This window comes from Nocardia sp. NPDC004711, from assembly GCF_053601595.1.
Genome location: NZ_JBSGCB010000011.1, coordinates 1 through 24,070, shown reverse-complemented (window position 1 = coordinate 24,070; position 24,070 = coordinate 1). Strand labels below are relative to the sequence as shown.

Annotated in this window: 22 protein-coding genes; 9 read left to right on the top strand and 13 right to left on the bottom strand. The window is 69.8% G+C overall.

The features are described 5' to 3' along the window. Window positions 1-4: 4 nt before the first annotated feature. Together ACWEKS_RS12750 and ACWEKS_RS12745 are read right to left on the bottom strand one after the other, a co-directional pair. Window positions 5-1,135 (bottom strand): STM4014 family protein, encoded by a 1,131-nt coding sequence (locus ACWEKS_RS12750; protein ID WP_452340203.1) that lies wholly within the window; start codon window positions 1,133-1,135, stop codon window positions 5-7. Further along, window positions 1,132-2,082, bottom strand: coding sequence for an STM4015 family protein (locus tag ACWEKS_RS12745; RefSeq protein ID WP_452340202.1), 951 nt, complete (start codon window positions 2,080-2,082; stop codon window positions 1,132-1,134). The genes ACWEKS_RS12750 and ACWEKS_RS12745 overlap by 4 nt, the downstream gene beginning before the upstream one ends. 236 nt (window positions 2,083-2,318) lie before the next feature. On the opposite strand from ACWEKS_RS12745, the gene ACWEKS_RS12740 reads away from it, so the two are divergent. Both ACWEKS_RS12740 and ACWEKS_RS12735 read left to right on the top strand, forming a co-directional pair. Continuing rightward, window positions 2,319-2,636, top strand: coding sequence for a hypothetical protein (locus ACWEKS_RS12740; protein ID WP_452340201.1), 318 nt, complete (start codon window positions 2,319-2,321; stop codon window positions 2,634-2,636). Window positions 2,637-2,739: 103 nt separating this feature from the next. Further along, the gene (locus ACWEKS_RS12735) at window positions 2,740-3,762 is read left to right on the top strand and encodes a DUF6745 domain-containing protein (protein WP_452340200.1); all 1,023 of its coding nucleotides are present in this window, start codon (window positions 2,740-2,742) and stop codon (window positions 3,760-3,762) included. 45 nt (window positions 3,763-3,807) lie between these two features. Here the strand turns inward: ACWEKS_RS12735 and ACWEKS_RS12730 are convergent, their stop codons facing one another. The 9 genes from ACWEKS_RS12730 to ACWEKS_RS12690 form a co-directional block, all read right to left on the bottom strand. After that, window positions 3,808-5,385, bottom strand: coding sequence for a regulator (locus ACWEKS_RS12730; RefSeq protein ID WP_452340199.1), 1,578 nt, complete (start codon window positions 5,383-5,385; stop codon window positions 3,808-3,810). Between the two features lie 12 nt (window positions 5,386-5,397). After that, window positions 5,398-6,096, bottom strand: a complete 699-nt coding sequence (locus tag ACWEKS_RS12725) for a cysteine hydrolase family protein (RefSeq protein WP_452340198.1) — start codon at window positions 6,094-6,096, stop codon at window positions 5,398-5,400. Further along, window positions 6,093-7,481 (bottom strand): allophanate hydrolase, encoded by a 1,389-nt coding sequence (locus ACWEKS_RS12720; protein WP_452340197.1) that lies wholly within the window; start codon window positions 7,479-7,481, stop codon window positions 6,093-6,095. Before ACWEKS_RS12720 ends, ACWEKS_RS12725 begins: the two co-directional genes overlap by 4 nt. 56 nt (window positions 7,482-7,537) lie before the next feature. Next, on the bottom strand, window positions 7,538-8,206 hold the full coding sequence (locus ACWEKS_RS12715; protein WP_452340196.1) for a GntR family transcriptional regulator: 669 nt from the start codon (window positions 8,204-8,206) through the stop codon (window positions 7,538-7,540). 97 nt (window positions 8,207-8,303) lie between these two features. Continuing rightward, window positions 8,304-9,374 (bottom strand): LLM class flavin-dependent oxidoreductase, encoded by a 1,071-nt coding sequence (locus ACWEKS_RS12710; RefSeq protein ID WP_452340195.1) that lies wholly within the window; start codon window positions 9,372-9,374, stop codon window positions 8,304-8,306. Further along, window positions 9,374-9,889, bottom strand: coding sequence for an SRPBCC family protein (locus ACWEKS_RS12705; RefSeq protein WP_452340194.1), 516 nt, complete (start codon window positions 9,887-9,889; stop codon window positions 9,374-9,376). The genes ACWEKS_RS12710 and ACWEKS_RS12705 overlap by 1 nt, the downstream gene beginning before the upstream one ends. Before the next feature lie 101 nt (window positions 9,890-9,990). After that, window positions 9,991-10,500, bottom strand: coding sequence for a winged helix-turn-helix transcriptional regulator (locus ACWEKS_RS12700; RefSeq protein WP_452340193.1), 510 nt, complete (start codon window positions 10,498-10,500; stop codon window positions 9,991-9,993). A 60-nt stretch (window positions 10,501-10,560) separates the two neighbouring features. Beyond that, window positions 10,561-11,292, bottom strand: coding sequence for a hypothetical protein (locus tag ACWEKS_RS12695; RefSeq protein WP_452340192.1), 732 nt, complete (start codon window positions 11,290-11,292; stop codon window positions 10,561-10,563). Window positions 11,293-11,353: 61 nt separating this feature from the next. Next, entirely contained in the window at window positions 11,354-12,088 is a 735-nt protein-coding gene (locus ACWEKS_RS12690) for a maleylpyruvate isomerase family mycothiol-dependent enzyme (RefSeq protein ID WP_452340191.1), read from the bottom strand. Between the two features lie 314 nt (window positions 12,089-12,402). On the opposite strand from ACWEKS_RS12690, the gene ACWEKS_RS12685 reads away from it, so the two are divergent. Then, window positions 12,403-13,533: an agmatine deiminase family protein gene (locus tag ACWEKS_RS12685; protein WP_452340190.1), complete on the top strand. Its 1,131-nt coding sequence runs from the start codon at window positions 12,403-12,405 to the stop codon at window positions 13,531-13,533. A 103-nt stretch (window positions 13,534-13,636) separates the two neighbouring features. Next, entirely contained in the window at window positions 13,637-14,212 is a 576-nt protein-coding gene (locus ACWEKS_RS12680; RefSeq protein WP_452340189.1) for a TetR/AcrR family transcriptional regulator, read from the top strand. 48 nt (window positions 14,213-14,260) lie between these two features. Here ACWEKS_RS12680 and ACWEKS_RS12675 read toward each other — a convergent pair whose 3' ends face one another. Then, window positions 14,261-15,076, bottom strand: a complete 816-nt coding sequence (locus ACWEKS_RS12675) for an alpha/beta fold hydrolase (protein WP_452340188.1) — start codon at window positions 15,074-15,076, stop codon at window positions 14,261-14,263. Window positions 15,077-15,311: 235 nt separating this feature from the next. Between ACWEKS_RS12675 and ACWEKS_RS12670 the strand changes: the two genes are divergently transcribed. The 3 genes from ACWEKS_RS12670 to ACWEKS_RS12660 all read left to right on the top strand — a co-directional run bounded on the left by ACWEKS_RS12670 (window position 15,312) and on the right by ACWEKS_RS12660 (window position 17,938). After that, on the top strand, window positions 15,312-15,632 hold the full coding sequence (locus tag ACWEKS_RS12670) for an ArsR/SmtB family transcription factor (RefSeq protein ID WP_364624478.1): 321 nt from the start codon (window positions 15,312-15,314) through the stop codon (window positions 15,630-15,632). 129 nt (window positions 15,633-15,761) lie between these two features. Beyond that, window positions 15,762-17,555 carry a phosphoenolpyruvate carboxykinase (GTP) gene (locus tag ACWEKS_RS12665; RefSeq protein WP_452340361.1) on the top strand — a complete coding sequence of 598 codons (1,794 nt, stop codon included), beginning with the start codon at window positions 15,762-15,764 and terminating at the stop codon, window positions 17,553-17,555. A gap of 2 nt (window positions 17,556-17,557) precedes the next feature. Next, window positions 17,558-17,938, top strand: a complete 381-nt coding sequence (locus ACWEKS_RS12660; RefSeq protein ID WP_452340187.1) for a DUF5313 family protein — start codon at window positions 17,558-17,560, stop codon at window positions 17,936-17,938. A gap of 12 nt (window positions 17,939-17,950) precedes the next feature. On the opposite strand, the gene ACWEKS_RS12655 is transcribed toward ACWEKS_RS12660, so the two are convergent. Then, complete coding sequence (locus ACWEKS_RS12655; protein ID WP_452340186.1) at window positions 17,951-18,994, bottom strand: extracellular solute-binding protein; 1,044 nt, start codon at window positions 18,992-18,994, stop codon at window positions 17,951-17,953. Between the two features lie 350 nt (window positions 18,995-19,344). Here ACWEKS_RS12655 and ACWEKS_RS12650 point away from each other — a divergent pair, with 350 nt between their 5' ends. After that, a complete protein-coding gene (locus ACWEKS_RS12650) occupies window positions 19,345-21,555 on the top strand; it encodes a SulP family inorganic anion transporter (protein ID WP_452340185.1) in 2,211 nt (736 codons plus the stop codon). Window positions 21,556-21,739: 184 nt separating this feature from the next. Continuing rightward, window positions 21,740-23,971, top strand: coding sequence for a SulP family inorganic anion transporter (locus ACWEKS_RS12645; RefSeq protein ID WP_452340184.1), 2,232 nt, complete (start codon window positions 21,740-21,742; stop codon window positions 23,969-23,971). Window positions 23,972-24,070 lie beyond the last annotated feature (99 nt).

The following is a 24,070-nucleotide window of genomic DNA, read 5'->3' as shown; positions in this document are numbered from 1 at the left end:
GTGGTCAGACGATGACATGCTGCTCGCTTCCGATCCGGCGCAGGATCGCGGCCACCTGCGCGTCATAGGTGTCCGCCCGCTCCGCCCCGCTCCCGTCGAGGCCACGCAGCCGGGGCAGCAGGTCGCCGAAGGCATTGACCTCACCCACCGCGAAGCGCCGCCAGCCGGTGGCGGGCAGCAGATCGACGCCCACCCGGGAGAATCCGGGGAAGCAGGCGGCGGCGCGCTCGCAGATGGCCAGGGCGCCGGCCCAGCTGCCGCCCGCAGCGGTGATGGCCGCGCGGGCCGCGGCCAGATCGCCGCGCGCGCCGCCCAAATGGAGATTGGTCATGGGGGAGCCGCTGGTGCGCACCACCGCGTGGGTGGCGCGCCCGCCCACGACCACCACGCGCAGGTCCGCGCTGCGGCCGTGCTGGGACGCCTTCGGCAGCCAGCGTTCGATGTGCAGACCGTCCGGCGCCAGGGCGTCGACAATGGCCGCGACCTCGGATTCGCTGGTGTACCGGCGGACCCGCAGCGAATTGAACAGCCGCCCATCCGGATCGCGCTGCACCGAGGTGGTCGCCTGGACCCGGCCGCGACCGGCGGTCTCGACGGCCAGCACCCCCGAGGCCGACGAGCCGTGCGCGAGCTTGACGAATACTCGCGGCAGCCGGTGCGCGGTCATGAGTTCCCGGACATCGTCCCAGCCGCGCACCCGCGTCCCCGTCCCCGAGGTCGGTGAGAACGGTACGGGGACACCGGCTTCCCGCAGTACGGCATGGCAGCGGCGTTTGTCGAAGAGCACGGCCAGCGCGTCCGGGTCGTCGAGCAGCCGTGCGCCGGCGGCGTGCACCCGCGCACCGGCCGTCCGCGCGGCCGCGACGAATCGTTCGTACCAGACGGCCGTGCCCTCGACCCGCGTCGCATCCTCGACATCCCGCAGCCGCCGCTCGACCTCGGGATCCTCACCCGGCGAGTCCAGCCGCACCAGCTCGCCCGCCCCGAATTCCGCACGCCCGCACAGCACATCCAGCCACGGCACCACCCGCGCCTCGGCCATCCCGGCGCGCCGCACCGCGTCCTGGAACATGGTCACGCGCCGGTTGCCCGGATTGCCCACCACGGCAAGGCGCGTCGCCCCCGCACCGGTCATTCCGCCACGGCCGTGTAGCGGCGATCGGCCGGATTCTCTTCGTCGTTCTCGACCTCGGCCTCCGACAGATCCACCGTGACACCCGGCAGCGCCGCGGTCAGCCGCGCCCGCAGGGAGGCACTGATGAAGTGGTGGTGCAGATCGAGGGTGTGCAGATGGGTGAGCGGCTGTCCGTGCAGCAGCGCCGTCGCACCCTCGTCGCCGAGCGTGCCCAGGGACAGGTCGAGGGTCTGCAGGCGCGCCACCACGGGCGCTCCGGCCACCGCGGCGGCGACCTCGTCCTGAATCTCGCTGTTGCGCAGACCCAGTGAGGTCAGCTTCGGCAACCGGTCCCCGGACAGCAGCGGGGCGAGATCGGCGACGGTGGCGTCACCGCCGTAATTGGATACGCCCAGCCACAATTCGAGGAGCTCGAGCGCGGGCAGCGAACTCGCGCCGATCCCGCGCACTACATCCCCGCCCAGGCCGCCGGTCTCCACGACCAGCGTGCGAAGCGCCGCGTGCTGGGTCGGCGGGAACGCCAGGTGCTCGCCGCCGCGGATCCGAAGTTCCTCCAGCGCCGGGAAATTGGCCAGCAGCGGCGTGACATCCGACTGCTGGATCCAGGAGATCTCCGCCTCCTCGTAGGTGATCTCGCCGAGGAAGACCGCGCGCAGCGCCGGGAACCGTTCCCGCACCCGGATGAGCTCGTCGATCACCAGATCGGAGTTGTGGTCGTAGACCTCACCCCACTGCCCGATCACCAGCGCCCGCACCCGGGTGGTGTCCACCGCCGCGAGGAAACGCGCGAAGGCCGCCGGCCACTCCTCCGGGGAGTCGCCGTATGGATCGACGGCGATTCGCCATGCGGCCGCGTCCGCCGCGGGCGGCGCGACTTCCGCCGCGTCCCCGGAGAACTCGACAATGGGAAGGCCGTGGAATTCCTGCAGATGGGTGGAAATGGTCATATGACGGGCTCCGTACGCCAGGGCTGTGATCTGTCCGTGCCCGCCAGTTCTACCAAGAGCACCCGACAGGTCACCGGCGCGGGGCGCTGCCGAGCGCCCCGGCACGCCGACCCACTCGGCGACAGCGATGGAGCGATGGCGTGGGGCATTCGACCGTGGCCGCGAATTGTCGTACCCCATCGCTAGTTTCGAGTGAGCCGGACGCACGGGGCGCCGGTGCTCACGGGGAGGACCTCATGTTCCGTCAAGGAGATGTGCTGATCATGCGGATCGCCGAGTCGGAGCTGCCGGCGCACGCGACCGAGACGCCGCCCGAACCGCGGGATGCGCGCGGGCGCATGGTGCTCGCGCTCGGGGAGGTGACCGGGCATGCGCACGCGGTGGCCGCACCCGGGCAGCTACTGCGCTCCGGCGCCCAGCTACTGATGCACCTGCCCGAGGGTGGGCGCGTGGTGCACGAGGAACACGCGCCGATTCCCCTGCCCAAGGGCTGGTTCCGCGTCATCCGCCAGCGGGAGTACTTCCCCGGTGCAGTCCGCATCGTCGCCGACTGAACCTGCGCGGTCGCCGACCAGCCCGGTGCCGACCGGACTCGCCCGGCCGCTGACCGAATCAGTTCGCCTGGTGCCGATCCGCCTGATAACCAAGGGATTTCACATGCAGCGTCTGGACGAGTGGCGCGCGGTCGCGGCCGCCACCGGACCCGCCGATCGCGCCGCCGCCGAGGAGGCCGCCCGGCGTGCCTATGCCAGTGCCGGTCTGGCCGCCCCGACCCGGTATCTGTGGGTGGCTTCACCTTTGGCGGCCGTCGCCGCCATCCGCGCACTGGACGACCCGGGCCGCAGCGTCCGCGACGAGGTGCGTACCCGGCCCTGGGCGGCTGAACGCGGCCGTGTGCACGACCAGCTCGGCCCTGCCGGCTGGTCGGAACTGTGGAACGCGACCGGCGCTCGCCTGTGGGACGCCACCCGCACCCTCACCGACCGCATCCGCCTCGGCGTCGTGGACGCCGCCGTCGCCGCCGATCCCGCCGACCGGAAGGCCCGCGCCGAGGCCGAGCGCGACATCCAGGCCATCTTCCTCGATGCCGTCCTCGGCCAGCACGACGCCGCCTGGCTGTCCGCCTTCCCCGACAGCGAACGCCTGGCCGGCCTGGCGGGTGTCGCCCGCGCCGCGGGCTGGTGGTGGCCGTTCGAGCACGTCATCGTCTTCTGCGAGCGCCCCGACCGCCTGGAACGCGACGAGGCTGGCCGCCTGCACGCCCAGGACGGCCCCGCCCTGGTCTACCCCGACGGTTTCGCCCTGCACGCGTGGCGCGGAATGCCGGTCCCCGCTTCCCTTTTCGACGATCTGACCACTCTCAACGCCGCCCGCATCCGCACCGAGGAGAACGCCGAACTCCGCCGGGTCATGCTCGAATTCTTCGGCTACGACCGCTATCTCGCCGAATCCGGCGCCGAGCCGGTCCACCGCGACGAGACCGGCATCCTCTGGCGCATCCAACTCCAAGACGACGAGGACGTCGTCATGGTCGAGGTGGTCAACTCCACCCCCGAACCCGACGGCACCCATCGCACCTACTGGCTACGCGTCCCACCCGCCACCCGCACCGCCAAGGAGGGCGTCGCCTGGACCTTCGCCCTCGACGCCGACACCTACGCCCCCGTCCGCCAGACCTAGTCCGAGATCGCTGCACCAGGCGTGACCGATGTCCGCTTGCTGGACCTAGTCCGAGATCGCTTCGGCCGCAGCAGTATCCGGGGTCGTGCGCAGCATGGAGCAGGCCAGGCACACCAGGCCGAAGAACAGATAGCCGAGGGCAACCTTCGGGGCGGCGGCCCAGCCGACCTCGGGTGCGTGGATCAACCCGACGAAGCTGAGCACCGCACCGGCCGCGCAGGCGAGAGCCGCTGCCCGGAACCGTTTGTCGAGGACGAAGGTGACCATGGCGCCGAGTACCAGTCCGGCCAGCACCGCGCCCTCGCCGAGCGTCTTCAGCCCGTCGTAGACCACCCCGGCCTGCCCCAGCGCACCCATGCCGACCTTGTCCGCGGTGGTGCCCGCCGCGCTGAGCGCATTGTCGATCTGGCCGACGCCCCACTCCGCCAGGTTCGGCAGCAGCGCGGCCACCACCGCCACCGCATGCGGGCGCGGCACCGCTTGGAACGCCTGCGCCCCGATCAGCAGACCGATGTACAACAGGATCGGCACGATCGCCGGAATGGGCAGCAGCGTGGCGAGCACTCCGAAAAGCCCCAGCAGACACATCAATCCGATGATCGCGCCACTGGCCAGCGAGTACCCGGTGCGCCCGCCGGCGTCCTTCCAACCGGGGTGGCCGATGTACACGGCTGGTGGGAACGGCGACCCGAATCCGGATCCGATGATCGCGCCGAACCCGTCGGCCAGCAGCACGCTGCGCAGGTTGTAGTTGTCGCCCGCCGCCGCGGCGCTCTCCACATTGCTCATGGCCTCGGTGAAGTTGTAGACGCCCAGCGGAATCGCGGTGGCCAGCAGCGGCGCCAGATGCGCGAGCCCGTCGAAGAGCAGGTGCAGCCGTAGGTCCGGCAGTCCGAGCGCGATATCGTGGGCGGCCTTCGACACATCCGGCACCGACATGTAGCCGCCGATCCAGCCGATGGCCGTGCCCGTCAGCAGCGCCACCAGCCCGACCGGAACATTGCCCGGCAGCCGCACATCGGTGAAGAAGCCGATGAGAATGATGGCCAGCACCGGCAATCCGATCCAGGCGGCCTCCCACATCTGCGCGGCGGGCCGCATGGCGATGAAGGTGATGGAGATGCCGGCCAGGGTGCCCAGCATGGCCGCGCGCGGTGTGATGCGGCGGATGAAGGGCCCGACGAACGCGCCGATCATGACGATCACGCCGATCATGAACGCCCAGGCCAAGCCCGCCGACCACGCCTTCATCGGGTCGCCGGTCTTCAGGTAGATCGGCAGCATGACCACGAACACGACGATGAACATGTGCGGCACGCTGGGCCCGTAGGGTAGCGCCGTGACCGTGGCGCGGCCCTCCCGGCGGGCCAGCCGCCGCGCCAGCATCATGTAATAGAGGTTGCCCAGCACCAGCGCGACGCCCAGGGCCGGCAGCACGGTCCCCAGCACATCGGCGCTCGGGATCTTCACCACCGCGACCGACAGGGTGGTGAGGGTCAGGACATTGACCAGGATATTGAACGACAGGCCGAAGAAGGCATTGGTGTCGCCGCGGGTCCACCACGGCAGCGACAGCGGTGCGGCCGAACCGGTTTCACCGGGCAGCTCGGTATCGACGGACATGGGAGTTCCTGTTCACTGGGCCGGGGCGGGGGAGACGGCGGAGGTGAGCGCGCCGAGGACGGCCGCCGAATCGGCGACCCAGCCGAAGATGCCGCCCTGCGCGGCGATCATGGCCAGGCCGGCGCGCTGGAATTCCGGGAAATACGAACCGACGCAATCGGAGACGATCAGGCATTCGTAGCCGCGGTCATTGGCCTCGCGCACCGTGGTGTGCACACAGACCTCGGTGGTGACGCCGGTGACCAGCAGTGAGCGAATTCCCGTGCGGGCCAGCACATCCGCCAGCTCGGTGGCGTAGAACGCGCCCTTGCCGGGCTTGTCGATCACCACCTCGTCGTCGCGGGGCGCGAGTTCGTCGATGATGTCGTGGCCGTATTCGCCGCGGATCAGGATGCGCCCGAACCGGCCCGGGTCCCCGATGCGCTGGGCGGGGTTGCCCCGCGCCAGCTTCGCCGGTGGGCAGTCCGACAGGTCGGGCAGATGGCCTTCGCGGGTGTGGATGACGGGGAGCCCGGCGGCACGGGCGGCGGCCAGCAGCGCCGCCAGCGGCTCGATGACAGTGCGCAGCAGCGCCACGTCGTTGCCGAGGCTCTCGCCGAAACCGCCGGGTAGCAGGAAATCGCGCTGCATGTCGATGACGAGCAACGCCAGGGTGTTCGGGTCGAAGGTGAAATCCGCAGGTTGCGCCGGAATGTGGTGAAGTGCCGTCATTGTCGTTCTTTCTGTGCGAGACGGAATTCCGAATGCGCCACGGCCGGGCGCGGCTCGTCGAGGATGCGGGCGGCCGCCGCGAGCACGGTGTCGTCGGCCAGGGCCGGTCCGAAGACCATGACCGCCAGCGGGCGGCCATCCGCGGTGCTGCCCACCGGCACCGAAATCGCGGTCAGATCCAGCAGATTCCCGAAATGCGTGTAGTGGCCCAGCACGGTGTTGGTGGCGATGGGATCGGCCTGTACCTGCGCCACGGTGAAGGTGGTGCCGATGGTGGGCACCACGACCACGTCGAATGCTGCCCACATTCGCGCGACCGCGGCCCGCAATTCCTGCAGGCGCTGCTGTGCGCGGAACACGTCGACCGCGGTGAATCGGAATCCGCCGGTGAGGATCTCGCGGATCACCGGCAGGATCGAGCCGGGCTGCGCGGCCAGGAAGGTCTCGAACTCCACCAGCCGCTCGGCCACCCACGGACCCTGGTACAGCAGTTCGCCCGCGGCCAGGAAGGGTTCCAGCGTGGTGGGTACACAGTCGAATCCGTGCCGTCCCAGCCGATCTCGCACGCCCAGATGGGCGGCCCGGAAGACCTCGTCGCCGAAGAATTCCAGTTCGGCCGCGTCGGGCAGGCCGACCCGCACCCGCCCGCCGCCGAAACGCGGCCCGCGCTCCCGGCTCCACGGATCGTCCGAATCCACGCCCGCGATCACCTCGAAGACCCGGTCCAGATCCTCCACCGTGGTCGCCATCAGGGACAGGCAGTCCAGCGATCGGCAGGCCGGCACCAGGCCCACCGTGCTGATCAGCCCGCGCGAGGGCTTCCAGCCGAGGATCCCGTTGAGCGCGGCCGGCACCCGGCCCGATCCGGCCGTATCGGTGGCCACGCAGAACGGCACCTCGCCCAGCGCTACCGCGCGTGCCGACCCGGAACTGGAGCCGCCGCAGATCAATTCGCCGCCGTAGACGCTGCGCGGAATGGGGTAGGGCGTGCGGGTGCCGTTGAGCCCGGTCGCGAACTGGTCCAGGTTGGTCTTGCCGACGAACAGCGCGCCCGCGTCCAGCAGGCGCTGGACCGCGGGGGCGGTCTCGGTGGCCGTGTAGGCGAAATCGGGACAGGCGAGGGTGGTGGGCCACCCCGCCACGTCGATGGAGTCCTTCACTCCGAACGGCACCCCGTACAGCGGCAGGGTGCGCGCCCCCGGGCGGCGTTCGATCTCGGCGGCGGCGGCCAGCAGCTGCTCACGCGGCACCGGGGTGATCCAGGTGCCGTCCGCGCCGCGAGCGGCGATGGCGTCGGCGACCCGCGCGGCGGTGTGCGTCGGCGAGCCGCTGCCGCTTTCGTGTGAGGCCAGAATCTCCACGACCGTGGGACCGGTGGTGCTCATCTGTCGATTGTCGACAGAATGTGTGAAATCGGCGGTCCCGCAATGTATCCGCTGTGTTAGCGGATATCCAGGTCCAGATAGGCCAGCTCGCCGTGCCGCACCAGCGCGTCGCAGGCGACGGCGGCGTCGCCCGACTCCAGGGCGGCCAGCAGTTCGGCGTGGCGTCGAATGCCATTGCGGCGCTGCGCGATCCGCGCCTCGGTGCGCAGGTTGCGGGCCATCGGCAGCTGGAGTTTCAGCAGGATCGGCTCATACGCCAGATCCAGTTGCCGGTTGCCCGCCAGCGCCACGATGGCTACATGGAAGCGCCGATGGGCATTGTCGCGCTCGACCAGGTCCCCGGCGGCGTCGGCCGCGCGCATCTCCTCGAGCGCCGCCCGCACCTCGCGTAGCGGATCACCCTCTGCCGCAAGCGGGAAAGCCTTCTCGATGGCGTGCCGCTCCAGCACCCGCCGCAACTCGAACAGCTGCAGGATGTCGGTCGCCGACCACACCGCGACCCGGAACCCCCGGCGCGGCACATGCTCGATCAGCCCCTCCTGCGCCAGCAGCCGCAACGCCTCCCGCACCGGCGCGCGACTGGTCCCCAGCCGCGCGCACAGCGCCTCCTCGCCGATTCGCTCTCCGGGTTCGAACACCCCGCTGAGCACCTCGGCCCGCACCTGCCGGGTCGCCACCTCCACCAGACTCGGCGGCAATCCCGCCCCATTCGTCCCCGGCACCATGAATCGAGATTATGCTGTCCGGTCCGCGACAGCCCGCTCGCTGCGGCGATCGCGGAAAGGACTGTGCCCTGGCCGAAACCGGGCCGGGCGGCCGAGGTCAGTCGGCGGGCGACGGCGAGCTGATCGGGGTGTGGTCGAGGTCGGCGATGAGGTCCAGGGCCTGGGCGAGGTTGGACAGCTTGGTGTCGAGGGTGTCGCCCGCGGGGTAGAGGCGGACGGTGTCGACGCCGACGTCGCTCCACGTCCGGAGCCGGCGTCGCACCATGTCCGGGGTGCCGATCAAGGTGGTGGCGAGGATCATGTCGTCGGTGACCAGCGCGGTTGCTCCCGCGCGGTCGCCGGCCTGCCAGCGTTGCCGGATCTCGCCGGTGACGTCGGACCAGCCCTGGCGGGCGTAGGCGGCGTTGTAGAAGTTGGTCTTCTCGCTGCCCATGCCGCCGATGCTGAAGGCCAGCTCCAGTTTTCGGCCGGCGACGTGGCGGGTGACGGCTTCCTCGTCGTCGAAGAATGCGACCTCCGCGCCCTGGCAGACATCGATGTCGGCGCGGGTGCGGCCGGCCGCGGCGAGGCCGGCGTCGAGGTGGTCGAAGTAGGCGCGGGAGCCCTCGGGGACGAAACTGGTGCCCAGCCAGCCGTCGGCCACCCGGCCGGTGAGCTCGAGCATCCTGGGCGACATGCTGGCGATGTAGATCGGGATGCCGGTGTTGGCGGGAATCGACAGCCGCATCGGTTTGCTGTTGCCGTCCAAGGGGATTCGGATCGTGTCGCCCTGGTAGGAGATCTTCTCGCCGGCCGTGGCCTGCTTGATGACGTCGATGGTCTCGCGCATGCGGGTGAGGGCGCGGGCGAACGGGACGCCGTGCAGCCCTTCCATGACCTGCGGGCCGGAGGAGCCCAGGCCGAGCAGGAAGCGGCCCTGGGAGAGTTCGGCCAGGGTGAGCGCGGCCTGGGCGATGGCCACCGGTGACCGGGTGCCGACCTGGATGATGCCGGAGCCCAGCAGGATTCGATCGGTGCGGGCGGCGAGGTACCCGAGCACGGACGGGGCGTCGGAGCCCCAGGCCTCGGCGACCCAGCAGATGTCCAGGCCCATGGTCTCGGCCTCACGAACGAAGTCGATGACCTGCTGGGAATCGCGGGAGAGTTCGACGGTGGTGGCGGTGCGCATCAGCGGGTCCCCTCCTCGGCGCGGCGCTTGATGTCGGCGACCACGGCCTGCATGGCGGCCTCGAATTCCCGCATGCGCACGAACACGATCTTCTCCTCCTTCTCGGGCATGGCCTCGATGGCGATGCTCAGCCCGGAGCGGCCGGGGCCCATGCGGACCCACTGCCGCAGAGTCGTGCCGCCGTCCGCGGACTCGACGGTGAAACGCCAGGTGGCCGAGGGGTACTCGGGATCACTGACCGCCCAGGCGAAGACGTGCGGCGGATCCCATTGCACGACATGGGAAGTCGTCGACCATTCGCCCAGCGCCTCGTGCCGGCTGGTGCCCACGAAGGTGCTGCCCACGCCGGGCGGGGTGTCCGGCCGCACCCAGTGCGCCGATTGCAGTTCCGCGCTCATCTCCGGCATCAGCCCGATATCCGAGACGAGCGCCCACACCGCCTCGGGCGTCGCGTCGATCCAGATCTCGGCCTGCGCCGTCGGTCCATCGGCATACTTCGCGCCGGTCCACTCCATGCGTCACCTCGCTGTGAAAGCTGCTACTGACTCGATGGTTGCATAGATAGACGATGCAGGTCAACGCATGATTCCGGGATGTCACCCGGAATCCGGGAAAGCTACTTGGTCTCCTGCCGCGCGAACCGCGCCTGGATATCGGGCCGCTCGCGCAGCCGCTCGGGATAGCCGGGCCCCATGCGCAGCCGCGACTCCTCGATCGGCACCGGTTGATCGCAGTGCTCGCACACCACCTTGAGCCGGGTGTCGTGCCCGCACGCCGTGTGGTTCAGGATCACCGGCGGCCCGTCCGCGTCGGCCAGCCAGCGGTCACCCCACCGCGACATCACCAGCAGCACATCCCAGAAGTCGCGGCCCTTCTCGGTCAGCACGTACTCGTACCAGGTGGGTTCGGTGTGGTACGGCCGCTTTTCGAGCAGCCCCTCCTCGACCAGCCGCTTGAGCCGATCGCTGAGCGTATTGCGGGCGATTCCCAATTCCTGCTGGAACTCGTCGAATCGCCGCACCCCGTAGAAGGCTTCACGCAGCACCAGCGGCGTCCACCAGTCCCCGAGCAGATCCATGGTCCGGGCGACCGAGCAGGGCCACCGCGCGAACGACGTACGCTTCATTCCCCGAGGATACTGGTCTCACCATGGGACCATGCAGATGACAGCGATGCCCTCAGGCGATCACAGCTGGCACGCCAGAGCGGCGGTACCGGTGCCGTGCACGAATTCGCGATCGCCGTAACGCAGTTGGCCGTCGTTCCAGGCGCCGCCGAGTCCGGTCACGAGATTCCGCACCAGATCCTGGTCGGCACGGTCGGCCACCAGCACCAGCTCGCCCGATTCGGTGACCGATCCGCCACCGAGCCGGTCACGCACCTGCGGATCCGCGACCAGGGCATCGTGGAAGCGGGTGCGGTCGATGCCCGGGACGGTGACGGTGAAGCCATCGGCGCGGACATCGTCGGCGGGCAGGTACTCGAAGGTCAGCACCGATTCCTGGTTGTAGCGCACCCGCAGGTCGTCGGCGACCCAGCACAGATTCTTGAAATCGGTACAGGCCAGCTGGAATTGGCGGGACCGCTCGTAGGTGGCCGCCCCGGTGTCCGGGGACCAGAACACCCCGTCCAGCAGTTCCGATCCGACGGGCAGCGCCAGTTCGGTGAGCGCGGTCGCGTCCACCTCCAGCTCGAACTGCGACAACCGGTCGCTCAGCCGGGGATCGGCCGGGTCGGTGATGGTGGCGGTGTTGGTGGTGGCGAACAGCTCGGAGGTGGGCTGGGTGGGATCCCCCGGAACGCACGACGCCGGTCCGTACGCCCGTGCGGGCGCCGCGGCCGGACCTGTCGCGACAGCCCCGGCGCCGGCGATCACGAGGACGGCGGCCAGCGTAGCGGTGATGCGAAGGGCGGTCATAGTTTTCGAGTCTGACTGGCGCCGGGGCCGGGCGGGAGCGGGATGACCGAATTCGGGGTGGTCAGATCCAGGCCGGGGCCGGCGGCACCGTGTCGGCGCCCGCGGCGGTGAGGCCGGTGGCGGTGGCCGGGATCCGGCCGCTGAGCCACCCGAGCAGGTCGGCCTGCGTACCCGTGATGCCGATCGGCGACGCGTGCCCGTCCCCCTGCAGCTCCCGGCGGAAGTCGCTGTCGGTGGCTCGCAGTCGCAGGGCCGGGCCGTCGGGTGTCCGGGCGGAGAGCGCGTCGGCGATGTCGTCGAGAATCCAGCGCGCCGCGGATTCGGGAATGTCGGAGAACGAATATCCGGCATTCAGGTCGGCGTGGTGAATCTCCAATTCCCGCAACCGCATCGGCACCAGCGCCTCCGGCGTCCGCAGTTCCCCGGTGCGCGGCCGGACGGTCCGCTCCCACGCCTCGGCCGGCAGCAGTCGCACCGCGTCGGCGAATCGCCGCGCGCCGGCGGCCACATCGGCCAGCTGTTCGGCCACCGGTCGCGCGGCGCCCGCCTCGATCTCGGCGGCCCGCGCCGCCATGCTCGCGTACTGCGGGGTCTCCACGCCGGTGCGCGCCCAGGTGAGCAGGCGCACCAGGCTGTCCCCGGCCCGGCAGACGTGCGCGATGACATGGCCCCGCGTCCACGGCGGGATCAGCGAGGCGCCGCCGATCCGGTCGTCGGTGAGCGTCTCGACCGTCGTGAGGAACCGTTGCGTGGACTCCTCGATCGGTTCCAGCCAGCCCGCGCCCTTGCCCGCCACTACCTGCTTCCTTCCTGTCGTCGATCATCGTCAGGGCCACCCTAGGGCGGGTTCGGTTGCGAAGATGGCGGCGTCGCAAAGATATACAGCTCTCGTCAAACGGCCCTGCCGATCCCGTGCCCGCGCGCCGGGCGCGCCCGTGCCGGGTGACCTACGTCGCGTTCCTTGACTGAAAATTCAGTCAGGAATACAGTCCTTGGTGCCCGGCTCGGGGTCGTCGTGTGCGGACGGCCGTTCTACCAGCGGGTTCAGCGGATTCAGCGCGCCGGAGAGGGAAACGCCGCGCCGTGCCCCTCACACAAGGAGACTGCGAGATGCAACGACGCCGGTTCATGCGATCCGGGATTTTGACCATGGGCGGGCTGCTGCTCGCGGGCTGCGACGGGCCGATCTCGTCGTGGTTCAGCGGCGACACCTCGTCCTCCACGCCCAGCGACGGCCGCTCCTGGGTGATGCCCGACGAGGGCGCGCCCCACAAGCGCACCTGGATGGCCTTCGGCGCGAGCGAAGCCATCTGGGGTAGGCAGCTGCTGCCGCAGGTCCGCCAGAACCTGGCCACCATCGCCGCCGCCATCGCCCGCTTCGAACCGGTGTCCATGCTGGTGCGCCAGGACGAGCTCGACATGGCGCGAAACCTGCTGGGCGGCGCGAATGTCGAGCTCATCGTCGCCGACCTCGACGACCTCTGGATGCGCGACACCGGCCCGGTGTTCGTGCGGGGCAACGGCACCAAGGCCGGCGTCGATTTCAACTTCAACGGCTGGGGCGGCAAACAGCAGCACCGCCGCGACGCCAAGGTCGCCACCGTGGTCGACGGCCGCGCCGGGGTGGAGACCGTGCACACCGATCTGGTGCTCGAGGGCGGCGGCCTCGAGGTCGACGGCGAGGGCACCGCGCTCATCACCGAATCCTGTGTGCTGAACAACAATCGGAATCCGGGCTGGAAGAAGCCCGACGTCGAGGCCGAGCTCCACCGTTTGCTCGGCCTCGAGAAGGTGATCTGGTTGCCGGGCATCGCCGGGCACGACATCACCGACGGCCACACCGATTTCTATGCCCGCTTCGCCCGCCCCGGCGTCGTGGTCGCGGGACTCGACAACAACGAGGAGTCCTTCGACTACGACGTGACCCGCCGTCACCTCGACATCCTGCACAATGCCACCGACGCGCAGGGCCGTCCGCTCGAGATCGAAACCCTCGAAGCGCCTTCGGAATTGCGCTACCGGGGCGCGGGCGACGACTTCGCCGCGGGGTACATCAACTTCTATGTCTGCAACGGCGGCGTCATCGCCCCCGAATTCGGTGACTCCGAGGCCGATTCGGCGGCGCGGTCCACGCTGCAGCGCCTGTTCCCGGATCGGACCGTGGTGCAGATCAATATCGACGCCATCGCGGCCGGTGGCGGCGGCATCCACTGCACCACCCAGCAGGAACCCGTCGACTGAGGCATCCGAGCCCTCGGTGAAGCCTGTAATTCGCCGGGGCGCGGCCGGTTCGACGCGCCGCCCGTTCCGGACCGGCCGCGCAATCGTTCTAGAGTGAGGAATCGTGTCGGACCGTCAGACCCAGATCCTGGAAGCCGCCGTTCGCGTCATCGCGCAGGACGGAGTCCGCGGACTACGGGTCGAGAAACTGGCCGCCGCCGCGGGCGTGTCCACCGCGCTGATCTACTACCACTTCAAGGACCGCGCCGGCATCCTGCGCGCGGCTCTCGAGCACATCAATCACCGGGCGGAGTCCTACACCGACCAGGCCTTCGCCGACCTCGTGGACCCGCGCGCGCAGGTCGAGCGCATGCTGCTGCTGGAACTGCAGGACACCGACGAGGTCCGCGAGAACAGCGTCGCCTGGGGTGAACTGCGCGCCAGCGCGGCCTTCGATCCCACACTGCGCGAACCGCTCCGGGCCAGCACCGAATCCTGGAACTCCGATGTGGAGACGCTCATCCTGCACGGTCAGGAAACCGGTTCCATCCCACTGGATCTCGACGCCGCGGCCGTCGCGGAACGGCTCACCGCCCTGGTCGAGGGTCTGAGCGAGCGCTGGCACAGCGGCTCGCTCACCCTCGACCGGGCCCGCACCCTGCTGGCCGGCGCGATTGCCGCCGAACTCGGTGCGCCCTAGCGCTGTCCGGTGCCTTCTCTCCGGGGTGAGGCCGGAATCTGCTGGGGCTCAGGCATGCCCGTCGGTGAGGAAGTCGATGATGGTGCGGTTGACCTCCTCGGGGCGTTCCAGATACCCGTAGTGGCCGCACTTCTCGATCTCGACGAAGCGCGCGCCCGGAATCGCCGCGGCCACCTCCCGGCCGAAAACCGGTGGCAGCATGCGATCGTCGGCGAATCCGACGACCAGGCTGGGAATGGTGATCCGGGCGTAGTCGGGGAGCCGATTGCCCGAGCGGTCCATGCGCAGCTGGGCCAGCACCCCTGGCGCGGGCTCCGTCGCGCTCGCCGAGTACTCGAAGATGTCGAGCCACTGCTGGGCCTGGTCGTCGGCCTCGAGCGTGTGCGGGGAGAGGTTCAGCATCGCCTTGATGGCCGCCGCGTACTCCGGCGGCAGTTTCACGCCCTGCTCCTGCAGGGCCCGCTCGCCGCGGCTCAACATGCTCGCCAGCGGATGCGCCCGTCCGGTGGTGGCCAGCATGACCGCCCTGCGCACCAGCTCCGGCCGCGCCAGCGCGAGCTCCTGCGTCACGCGCGCACCCAGGGACGTGCCCACCACATGTGCTGGGCCGCCGAGGTGTTCGATGAGGGCCGCGGTGTCGGCGACCAGATCCTCGATGCGCATGCCGTGCGCGCTCTCCTCCGAGGGCGCGATGCCGCGATTGTCGAAGGTGGCGACCCGGAAGCCCGACTTCACCAGTGCCGGAACCTGATACGTGCGCCACACTCGGCCCGGGCTGCCGGTGCCCATGACCAGCACGACCAGCGGCCCGCTGCCGGTGACGTCGTAGTTGAGTCGGATGCCGTTCAGGGTGGCGAGGGGCACGGTTGGTCTTTCTGGTAGGCGGTCCGGCGAACGACCGAACGTACCACGCACGCGGAATCTCATCGCTCGGCAAAACGGCTCATCCCTGGCTGACACGCGCGGCCGCCGCACGCCCGTGCCACGCCGGGGCGCATGGGCCTTGATTGGCCTGGTTGCTAAACTCTGCAATTGCCGGGTGGGTCGTGCGCAGGGATGATCCGCCGCCAGTGGAAGGAATGGCTCGCAGGTGCCAGGAATGCAACGGCCGCTCTATCAGATGAAGGCGGACTTCTTCAAAACGCTGGGCCATCCCGTGCGCATTCGAGTGCTCGAACTGCTCAGTCAGCGGGAGCACGCGGTCTCGGAGATGCTCACCGAAATCGGGGTGGAGGCCGCGAATCTGTCCCAGCAGCTGTCCATTCTGCGGCGGGCCGGTCTGGTCACCGCCCGCCGGGAGGGACTCTCGGTCACCTACGCGCTGACCTCGCCGCAGGTCGCCGAACTGCTCGCGGTGGCCCGCGCGATTCTCACCGGCGTGGTCTCCGGCCAGGCCGAGGCGCTCGAACAGCCCGCTTAGCGGGTGTCCCGGCACCCGTCCGGCGGCCCCGCCCGCCTTTCTGCTTGCGTGTTTTCTAAACTAAAAACCTAGTTGTTTCCGTCAGAGAGGCTCGCCGTGCTTGAACGTCCCCTCGCCGCCGTCGCCACCATGCCGACCGACCATCCCGGCATCCTGGCCTGGGTCGCGGAGATCGCCGAGTTGACCATGCCCGAGCGCATCGTCTACTGCGACGGCTCTCGCGACGAATGGGATCGGCTCACCGCCGAGTTGGTGGCCAAGGGGACCTTCGTCCCGCTGTCGGCCAAGCCGAACTCGTTCTGGTGCGTCTCGGATCCCGGCGACGTGGCACGGGTGGAGGACCGGACCTTCATCTGCTCGGAGCGTGAGAGCGACGCCGGGCCGACCAACAACTGGGTGGATCCGCTCGACATGCGCACCGTCATGACCGAGCACTACCGCGGGGCGATGGCCGGGCGCACCATGTACGTGATCGCCTTCTGCATGGGCCCGCTGGATGCCGCCGAGCCGAAATACGGTGTGGAGATCACCGATTCGGCCTACGTCGCGGTGTCGATGCAGATCATGACCCGCTCCGGCGCGCCGGTCTGGGAAAAGCTCACCGGCGACACGGAATACGTGCAGTGCCTGCACTCGGTGGGCGCGCCGCTCGGCCCCGGGCAGCCCGATGTGCCGTGGCCGTGTGACAAGACCAAATACATCGCGCACTTCCCCGAGACCCGCACGATCTGGAGCTACGGCTCCGGCTACGGCGGCAACGCGCTGCTGGGCAAGAAGTGCTTCGCGCTGCGCATCGCCTCGGTCCTCGGCCGCGACGAGGGCTGGCTGGCCGAGCACATGCTCATCCTGAAACTGACCTCGCCGCAAGGGAAGACGCACTACATCGCCGCGGCCTTCCCGTCCTCGTGCGGCAAGACCAACCTCGCCATGCTCGAGCCCACCCTGCCCGGGTGGCAGGCCGAGACCGTCGGCGACGACATCGCCTGGATGCGGTTCGGGGCCGACGGGCGGCTCTACGCGGTGAACCCGGAGGCCGGATTCTTCGGCGTCGCACCGGGAACCAGCATGCGGACCAATCCGAACGCCATCGCCACCATCGACGCGGGCAATTCCATCTTCACCAATACCGCTCGCGCCGACGACGGCGACGTGTGGTGGGAGGGCCTGACCGACCAGGCCCCGGCCCACCTCCTCGACTGGCACGGCAAGGACTGGACGCCCGGCTCGGAAACCTCCGCCGCGCACCCGAATTCGCGCTACTGCACCCCGATCGAGCAGTGCCCGTCGGTGGCCCCCGAATGGAACGACCCGCGCGGCGTGCCGATCTCGGCGATCTTCTTCGGCGGCCGGCGCGCCACCACCATCCCGCTCATCGCGGAATCCTTCGACTGGGCACACGGGGTGTTCACCGCCTCGGTGCTGTCGTCGGAGACCACGGCCGCCGCGGCCGGCAAGGTCGGCGTGGTGCGCCGCGATCCCATGGCCATGCTGCCGTTCCTGGGCTACCACGTGGGCGACTACTTCGCGCACTGGCTGGCGATGGGGGAGCGCGCGGGCGCGCAGCTGCCGAAGGTCTTCCAGGTCAACTGGTTCCGGCGCAGCGCCGACGGGAAGTTCCTGTGGCCCGGCTTCGGCGACAATGTGCGCGTGCTGAAGTGGGCGCTCGAACGGCTGGACGGCACCGCTCCGGCCGAGCGCACCCCGATCGGCTTCGTGCCCACCGCCGCCGCGCTCGACCTCGACGGACTCGGCGACGGCTACCGCGGCCTGATCGACGCCGCCCTGACCGTCGATCGCGGCGAATGGGTGCGCGAGCTCGAATCGATCGACGAGTGGTACGCCACCATCGGCGGCAACCGCCTGCCCGATGCCCTGCGCGCCGAACTCGCCGCCCTGAAACTCCGCCTGGCCGAGGAAGTCTGACCGTGCCCGACCAGACCAGCCCGAATCCGCTGCAGCGCCTGCGCTACATCTGCGGCGGGACGCTGCCGCCGGCCATGTCGCAGTGGGTGATCGACGATCTGACCGGCCCGGGGGCGGCACGGCGCTACATGCTGCGCATCCTCATCCCGATCATCCCGCCGCTGTGCCTGTTCCTGCTCATTCCCGGCCCGCTGTGGATCGGGCTGGCCATGATGGCGCTGCTGTACCTGCCGCTGATCTACTTCACGGCCGCGCTCATGTACGTGTTCCGCCGGGCCCGCCTCACCAAGCACGGCCTGGATCCGGCCCTGGCCGACCAGCGCGAACGCGATCGCGCCGCCGCCGCGCGGGCCGCCTACGAGCGGGCGCACGGCCGCGGCTGAACCCGGGGCGGATCAGCTCAGGTAGCGCTGGGTGAATTCGGTCAGGATGCCGGTGCCGTTGCCCTTCACCTGATCCCAGGAGAAGGGCAGCTGCTTGACCTCGTCGTAGGAGCGGGTGCCGGGTGCGACCGGGACGTCGGTGCGCGCGGGAATCATCTTGTGCGCGGCGGTGATCTGCTGGGCCTCGGGGGTGAACATGTAGTCCACCAGGGCTTTCGCGGCCGCCGGGTTGCGGGTGGTGTTCAGGATGAAGACCGGGCGCGGGGTGATGACGGTGCCCGAGGACGGTGAGATGACCCGCAGCGGAACGCCTTTGGCGGCCGCGTCGTAGGCCGCGTAGTCGACGCCGCCGAGGACGACGGCGTAGCCGCCCGCGGCCACCTGGTCGAGGGCGGGGCCGTTGCCGCCGCGCACCACCATGCCATTGTCGAAGAGGGCGTCGAACATGGCCCAGGTGCGGTCCTTGCCCCACGCGCTGACCATGGCGGCCAGCAGGTCCCGGGCAGTGCCGGATTCGCGCGGGTCCGGCATGATCACCCGGCCGCGGAATTCGGGCGCGGCCAGATCGGCCCAGTCGTTGGGCAGGCGCGGGCTCGCCTTGCTGTTGACCACCATGGTGAGCGCCGACCCGTCCCGGCCGATGAAGCCGTGATCCTTGCCGATCCATCCGTCGTGCACCCGGTCCGCGCCGCGCGGGGTGTAGGGCAGGGTGCGGCCCTGCAGGTCGTACTCCGCCGCGGGCGTCCAGGACGCCAGGTACACCACATCGGCCCGCGGCTGCGGGCCCTCCTTGTCGAGGATGGCGGTGATCTTGCCGGTTTCGCCGTTGACGACGTTCACCTTCACCCCGGACGCCCGGGTGAACCCGGCCAGCAGGTCGTCGGTGAGGTCCTGCGGATTCGCCGAGTACAGGGTGAGCTGCCCGGACAGCCCGGGCGGCGGGGTCCACGAACTGGTCACGGCGGGAACGGATGCCGGTTCGGCGTGCGTGCCGCAACCGGTGGTCGCGAGCGCGGCGGCGACGGCCGCGATGACAGTGCGGCGGGGGAGCGACATTCCGCGGAACCCTTTCCGAAGGACCCCGTCTCACTTCGGGTTCCACAGCAATCTGGCGCGAGAGATTAGGCAGCGTCTCTGACTCGGCAGGGTGCGGCGGGTGAACATCCGGTGACATCTCGGACAGCGGCAGTCCTTGTGCGCGGTGCAGTGAGCTGTGTCACAGTTTGATAGCGGTTCGCCCCAACTGTCGCAAACGTTTTTCATTTCTTTTGCACTGTCTTTACGATTACCCGCGATCTGCCAAGCGTCGTGGTTCTCCAGCCTCGCCCGCCGCTGCCTCTCGATTCGATGCCAGTACATGTTGACCGATGAACCGGGCGGCCCTGCCGTGCCGGCGAAGGAGAAATATGTCCACCGACACCGATCAGCCTCCACGGACGTCGCTTCCCGGCTTCGCCGCCCTGGTGCGCCACGATCTACCCGCCTCGTTCGTCGTCTTCCTGGTCTCCCTGCCGCTGTCCATCGGCATCGCCGTCGCCGTGGGCGCGCCGGTCGCCGCCGGACTCATCGCCGCGGTGGTGGGCGGCGTGGTCGCCGGACTCTTCGGCGGATCGACCCTCCAGGTGAGCGGGCCCACCGCCTCGCTGACCGTGGTGGTCGCCGAATCCATCACCCAATTCGGCTGGGCCGCTACCTGTTTCATCACCATCCTGGCCGGTGGCCTGCAGATTCTGTTCGGGCTCAGCCGGATCGCACGCGGGGTGCTGGCCATCGCGCCGGTGGTGGTGCACGCCATGCTCGCCGGAATCGGCATCGTCATCGCGCTCGAACAGGTGCACGTGCTCATGGGCGGCGATTCGCTGACCTCGTCCTGGGACGCCATCGTCGCGCTGCCGCGCCAGCTGGCCTCGGTTCACCCCGGTGACCTGTGCATCGGACTGGTCGTCATCGCCATCCTGCTCGGCTGGCGGCGGCTGCCCGCACCGGCCACCCGGGTGCCGGCGCCACTGGTGGCGGTGGTGGTCGCGACCCTGCTGGCGCGCGTGCTGCCGGTGCGGGTCGAGCGCATCACGCTCAATGGCTCACTGCCGGCGGAACTGCACCTGCCCCAGGTGCCGCACGGCAGCTGGGCCACGGTGGCGCTGATGGCGGTGACCATCGCGCTCATCGCCAGCGTGGAGACCCTGCTGTCGGCCGTGGCGGTGGACCGGATGCGCCAGAACTCCAGGCGCCGAACGGATCTGGACCGCGAGCTGCTCGGCCAGGGCGCGGCCAACATGGTCTCCGGGCTGATCGGCGGCCTGCCGGTGGCGGCGGTCATCGTGCGCAGCATCACCAATGTCAAAGCGGGAGCGCGCACCAGGGCCTCGACCATGCTGCACGGGCTGTGGATCCTGCTCTTCTCGGTGGCGCTGGTCGACGTGGTGCGCTCGATTCCCAAGGCGGCGCTGGCCGGACTGCTCATCGTGGTCGGCATTCAGCTGATCAAACTCGCCCACATCCGGCGCGCCCAGCGCACCGGCGACCTGGTGGTGTACGCCGCCACCGCCTTCGTGGTGGTGTTCTGGAATCTGTTGCTGGGCATGCTGGTCGGGCTCGCACTGGCCTTCGGCCTGCTGCTGTGGCGGGTGGTGCGGGTGTCGGTGGCGGCCGAGGAGGTGGACGCGCCGCGCTGGCGGGTCACCGTCGACGGCAGCTTCACCTTCCTGGCGCTGCCCAAGCTCGCCGCCGAACTCGCCAAGGTGCCCGGCAGCGCCGAGGTGGTGGTCGAGATGACCGTCGACTTCATGGACCACGCCGCCTACGACGCGGTGCAGGACTGGGTGGACCAGCACCGGAGTGCAGGCGGCACAGTCGAATTCGTGGAGGTCGGCGCGGTGCGCATGGCCGATGTCGCCGACGGGCCGCCCGCCCGCGGGCACTCCCGGCACCTGCTGAACGAGGTCCTCGGACCCTGGCGGCGCACCGCCACCGACGTGGACCCGATCGTCGCCGGCGTGGCCGCCTATCACCGCAGCCACGCGCACGTCGTGCGCCCGCACCTCGGAGTGCTGCGCGACGGTCAGGAACCGGACTCGCTTTTCGTCACGTGTGCCGACTCCCGCATCGTGCCGAACGTGATCACCAACAGCGGTCCGGGTGACCTGTTCACGGTGCGCAATGTGGGCAACCTGATTCCGCGTGACGCCCAGGACTCGTCGATGGAGGCCGCGCTCATCTACGCCCTCGACAAGCTGGATGTCCGCTCGGTGGTGGTGTGCGGGCACTCCGGGTGCGGCGCCATGGGCGCGCTGCACAGCGAACTGGTCACCGGGTCCCAGCTCGACGACTGGCTCGCGCATGCCCGGCCCAGCCTCGAGCGCTTCCGGCTCGGGCATCCGGTCGCGGTGGCCGCGGCGGCCGCCGGGTTCGGTCCGGTCGATCAGCTCGGCATGGTGAATGTGGCGGTGCAGCTGGAAACGCTGTACGCGCATCCGGTGGTTCGCCGCGGCGTGCAGGAGCGCGGCGTGGTGCTCTCGGGCCTGTTCTTCGATATCGCCACCGCGCGCGTGGTGGAGGTCACCGTGGACGGGATCGCCGAGATCGACGACGTCGGGCGGGTGACCCAACCCGCGTGACGGCCGGGGAAGAAGGGGTGTGGGCCCGAGAGGGTTCACACTCCTTGTGCGTTGGGGGCCTTCTTTCTCAGACTTTGCTAAGTCTTTACCTTTACTCTTGGCTCTGCTCGTCCGGTGAGTCTGCGGCCAGAGCTGTCCGCAGCCTTTATTCGATGCCCCCTGTACATGCTCGCTGAGGAGCGAAATGTCTCGCGACACCGATTCACCGCCAGGCAGAACCGACGGTTCACCGCCAGGCAGCACCGACGGCCGGCTCGACAGCCTGCTGCGTCATGATCTTCCTGCATCCCTTGTCGTCTTTCTCGTCGCACTGCCGCTCTCGCTCGGCATTGCGGTCGCCTCCGGCGCGCCCATCGCCGCCGGACTCATCGCCGCCGTGGTCGGCGGCCTCGTGGTCGGCCTGCTCGGCGGTTCGCCGCTGCAGGTCAGCGGGCCCGCGGCCGGCCTGACCGTGGTGGTCGCCACCACCATCAACGAATTCGGCTGGAAGACAGCCTGTTTCATCACCGCGCTGGCCGGTGTGCTGCAAATCCTGTTCGGGCTCAGCCGCATTGCCCGCGCCGCGCTGGCCATCGCGCCGGTCGTGGTGCACGCCATGCTCGCCGGTATCGGTGTCACCATCGCGCTGCAGCAATTCCATGTGCTGCTCGGCGGCACCTCGCAGAGCTCCGCGTGGGAGAACCTGAAGGAACTGCCGAACCAGCTGCTCAACCTGCACGGCGACGACTTCGTCGTCGGCCTGGTGGTCATCGCCATCATGCTCAGCTGGAAGTACGTGCCGGGCAAACTGAAGGTGCTGCCCGGCCCCCTGATCGCCGTGGTCGCCGGCACCGTGCTGTCGCTGGTGCTGCCCGGTAATCCGGAGCGAATCGTGTTGAGCGGCTCGCTGTTCGACGCCATCGGCCTGCCCGAGCTGCCCTCCGGCGAGTGGGGTGAGGTGGTGCTCGCGGCACTGACCATCGCCCTGATCGCGAGCGTCGAGAGCCTGCTGTCGGCCGTCGCCGTGGACAAGATGCACACCGGCGCGCGCACCAACTTCGACCGCGAACTGGTCGGGCAGGGCGCGGCCAATGTGATCTCCGGCGGCCTCGGCGGCCTGCCCGTCACCGGCGTCATCGTGCGCAGTGCCACCAATGTGCAGGCCGGCGCCCGCACGCGCGCCTCGGCCCTCCTGCACGGCCTCTGGATCCTGGTGTTCTCGGTAGCGCTGGTCGGCCTGGTGCAGCAGATTCCCAAATCGGCCCTGGCCGGTCTGCTCATCGTGGTCGGCATCCAGCTGGTCAAGCTCGCCCACATCAAGCTGGCCCGGCGCACCGGCGACCTGCTGGTGTACCTGGTGACCGTGCTCGGCGTGGTGTTCCTGAATCTGCTCGAGGGCGTCATCATCGGCCTGGCGCTGGCCTTCGGCCTGCTGCTGTGGCGGGTCGTGCGCGTCTCGGTGACCGCCGGCGAGGTGGCCGGCACCGATCGCTGGCTGGTCAGCATCGACGGCACCTGCACGTTCCTGGCACTGCCGAAGCTGTCCTCGGAACTGGCCAAGGTGCCCGGCGGGACCGACGTGCTGGTCGAGATGAGCGTCGACTTCCTCGACCACGCCGCCTACGAGGCCATCCACGACTGGGCCGGCCAGCACGAGAGCACCGGCGGCACAGTCGAATTCGTGGAACTCGGCACCGCCCGCATGGCGCACGCCCTGACGGGCCCGCCGGTGCGCGGGCGCGCCCGCACCCTGCTCGACGATGTGCTGCGCCCCTGGCGCGAGGACGACGGCAACCCGATCACCCAGGGCGTGGCCGCCTTCCACCAGCGCAACGCCCACCTGGTGCGCCCGCACCTGGACGAGCTACGCGACGGGCAGAACCCGCACTCGCTCTTCCTGACCTGCGCGGATTCCCGGATCGTGCCCAACATGATCACCAACAGCGGGCCCGGCGACATGTTCACCATCCGCAATGTCGGCAACCTGGTGGTCCCCGGCGGCCGCGACAGTTCCATCGAGGCGGCGCTCGCCTTCGCCGTCGACGATCTGGTCGTGGACAACGTCGTGGTCTGCGGTCACTCCGCGTGCGGCGCGATGAAGGCACTGGTCGCGGGCGGGCCCACCGGGCCCGGCCTGGGCAACTGGCTGGTCCACGGCCGGGCCAGCCTGGATCGCTTCCGCGCCGGCGACCCGATCGCCGCCGTGGCGGCGCGTGCCGGATTCGGGGTGGCCGACCAGCTGTCCATCGTGAACGTGGCCGTCCAGCTGGACACGCTGCGCGCCCACCCGGTGGTCCGGCGGGCGATCCTGGAACGCGGTCTCGAGGTCTCCGGCCTGTTCTTCGACATCGGGACCGCCCGAGTCCTGGAGGTCACCGCCACGGGCCTCCGGGAAATCGACGCACCCGAGCTATCGGCGTTAGCCCACACGCACTGATAGCGCCCACCCTGCGATGGTGGGGGGGTACCCAAACGGCAGGCCCCCCCCACGGGGTTTGCGGGGGGGGTAAACGGGCCGGGCGGGCCCCCCGGGCGG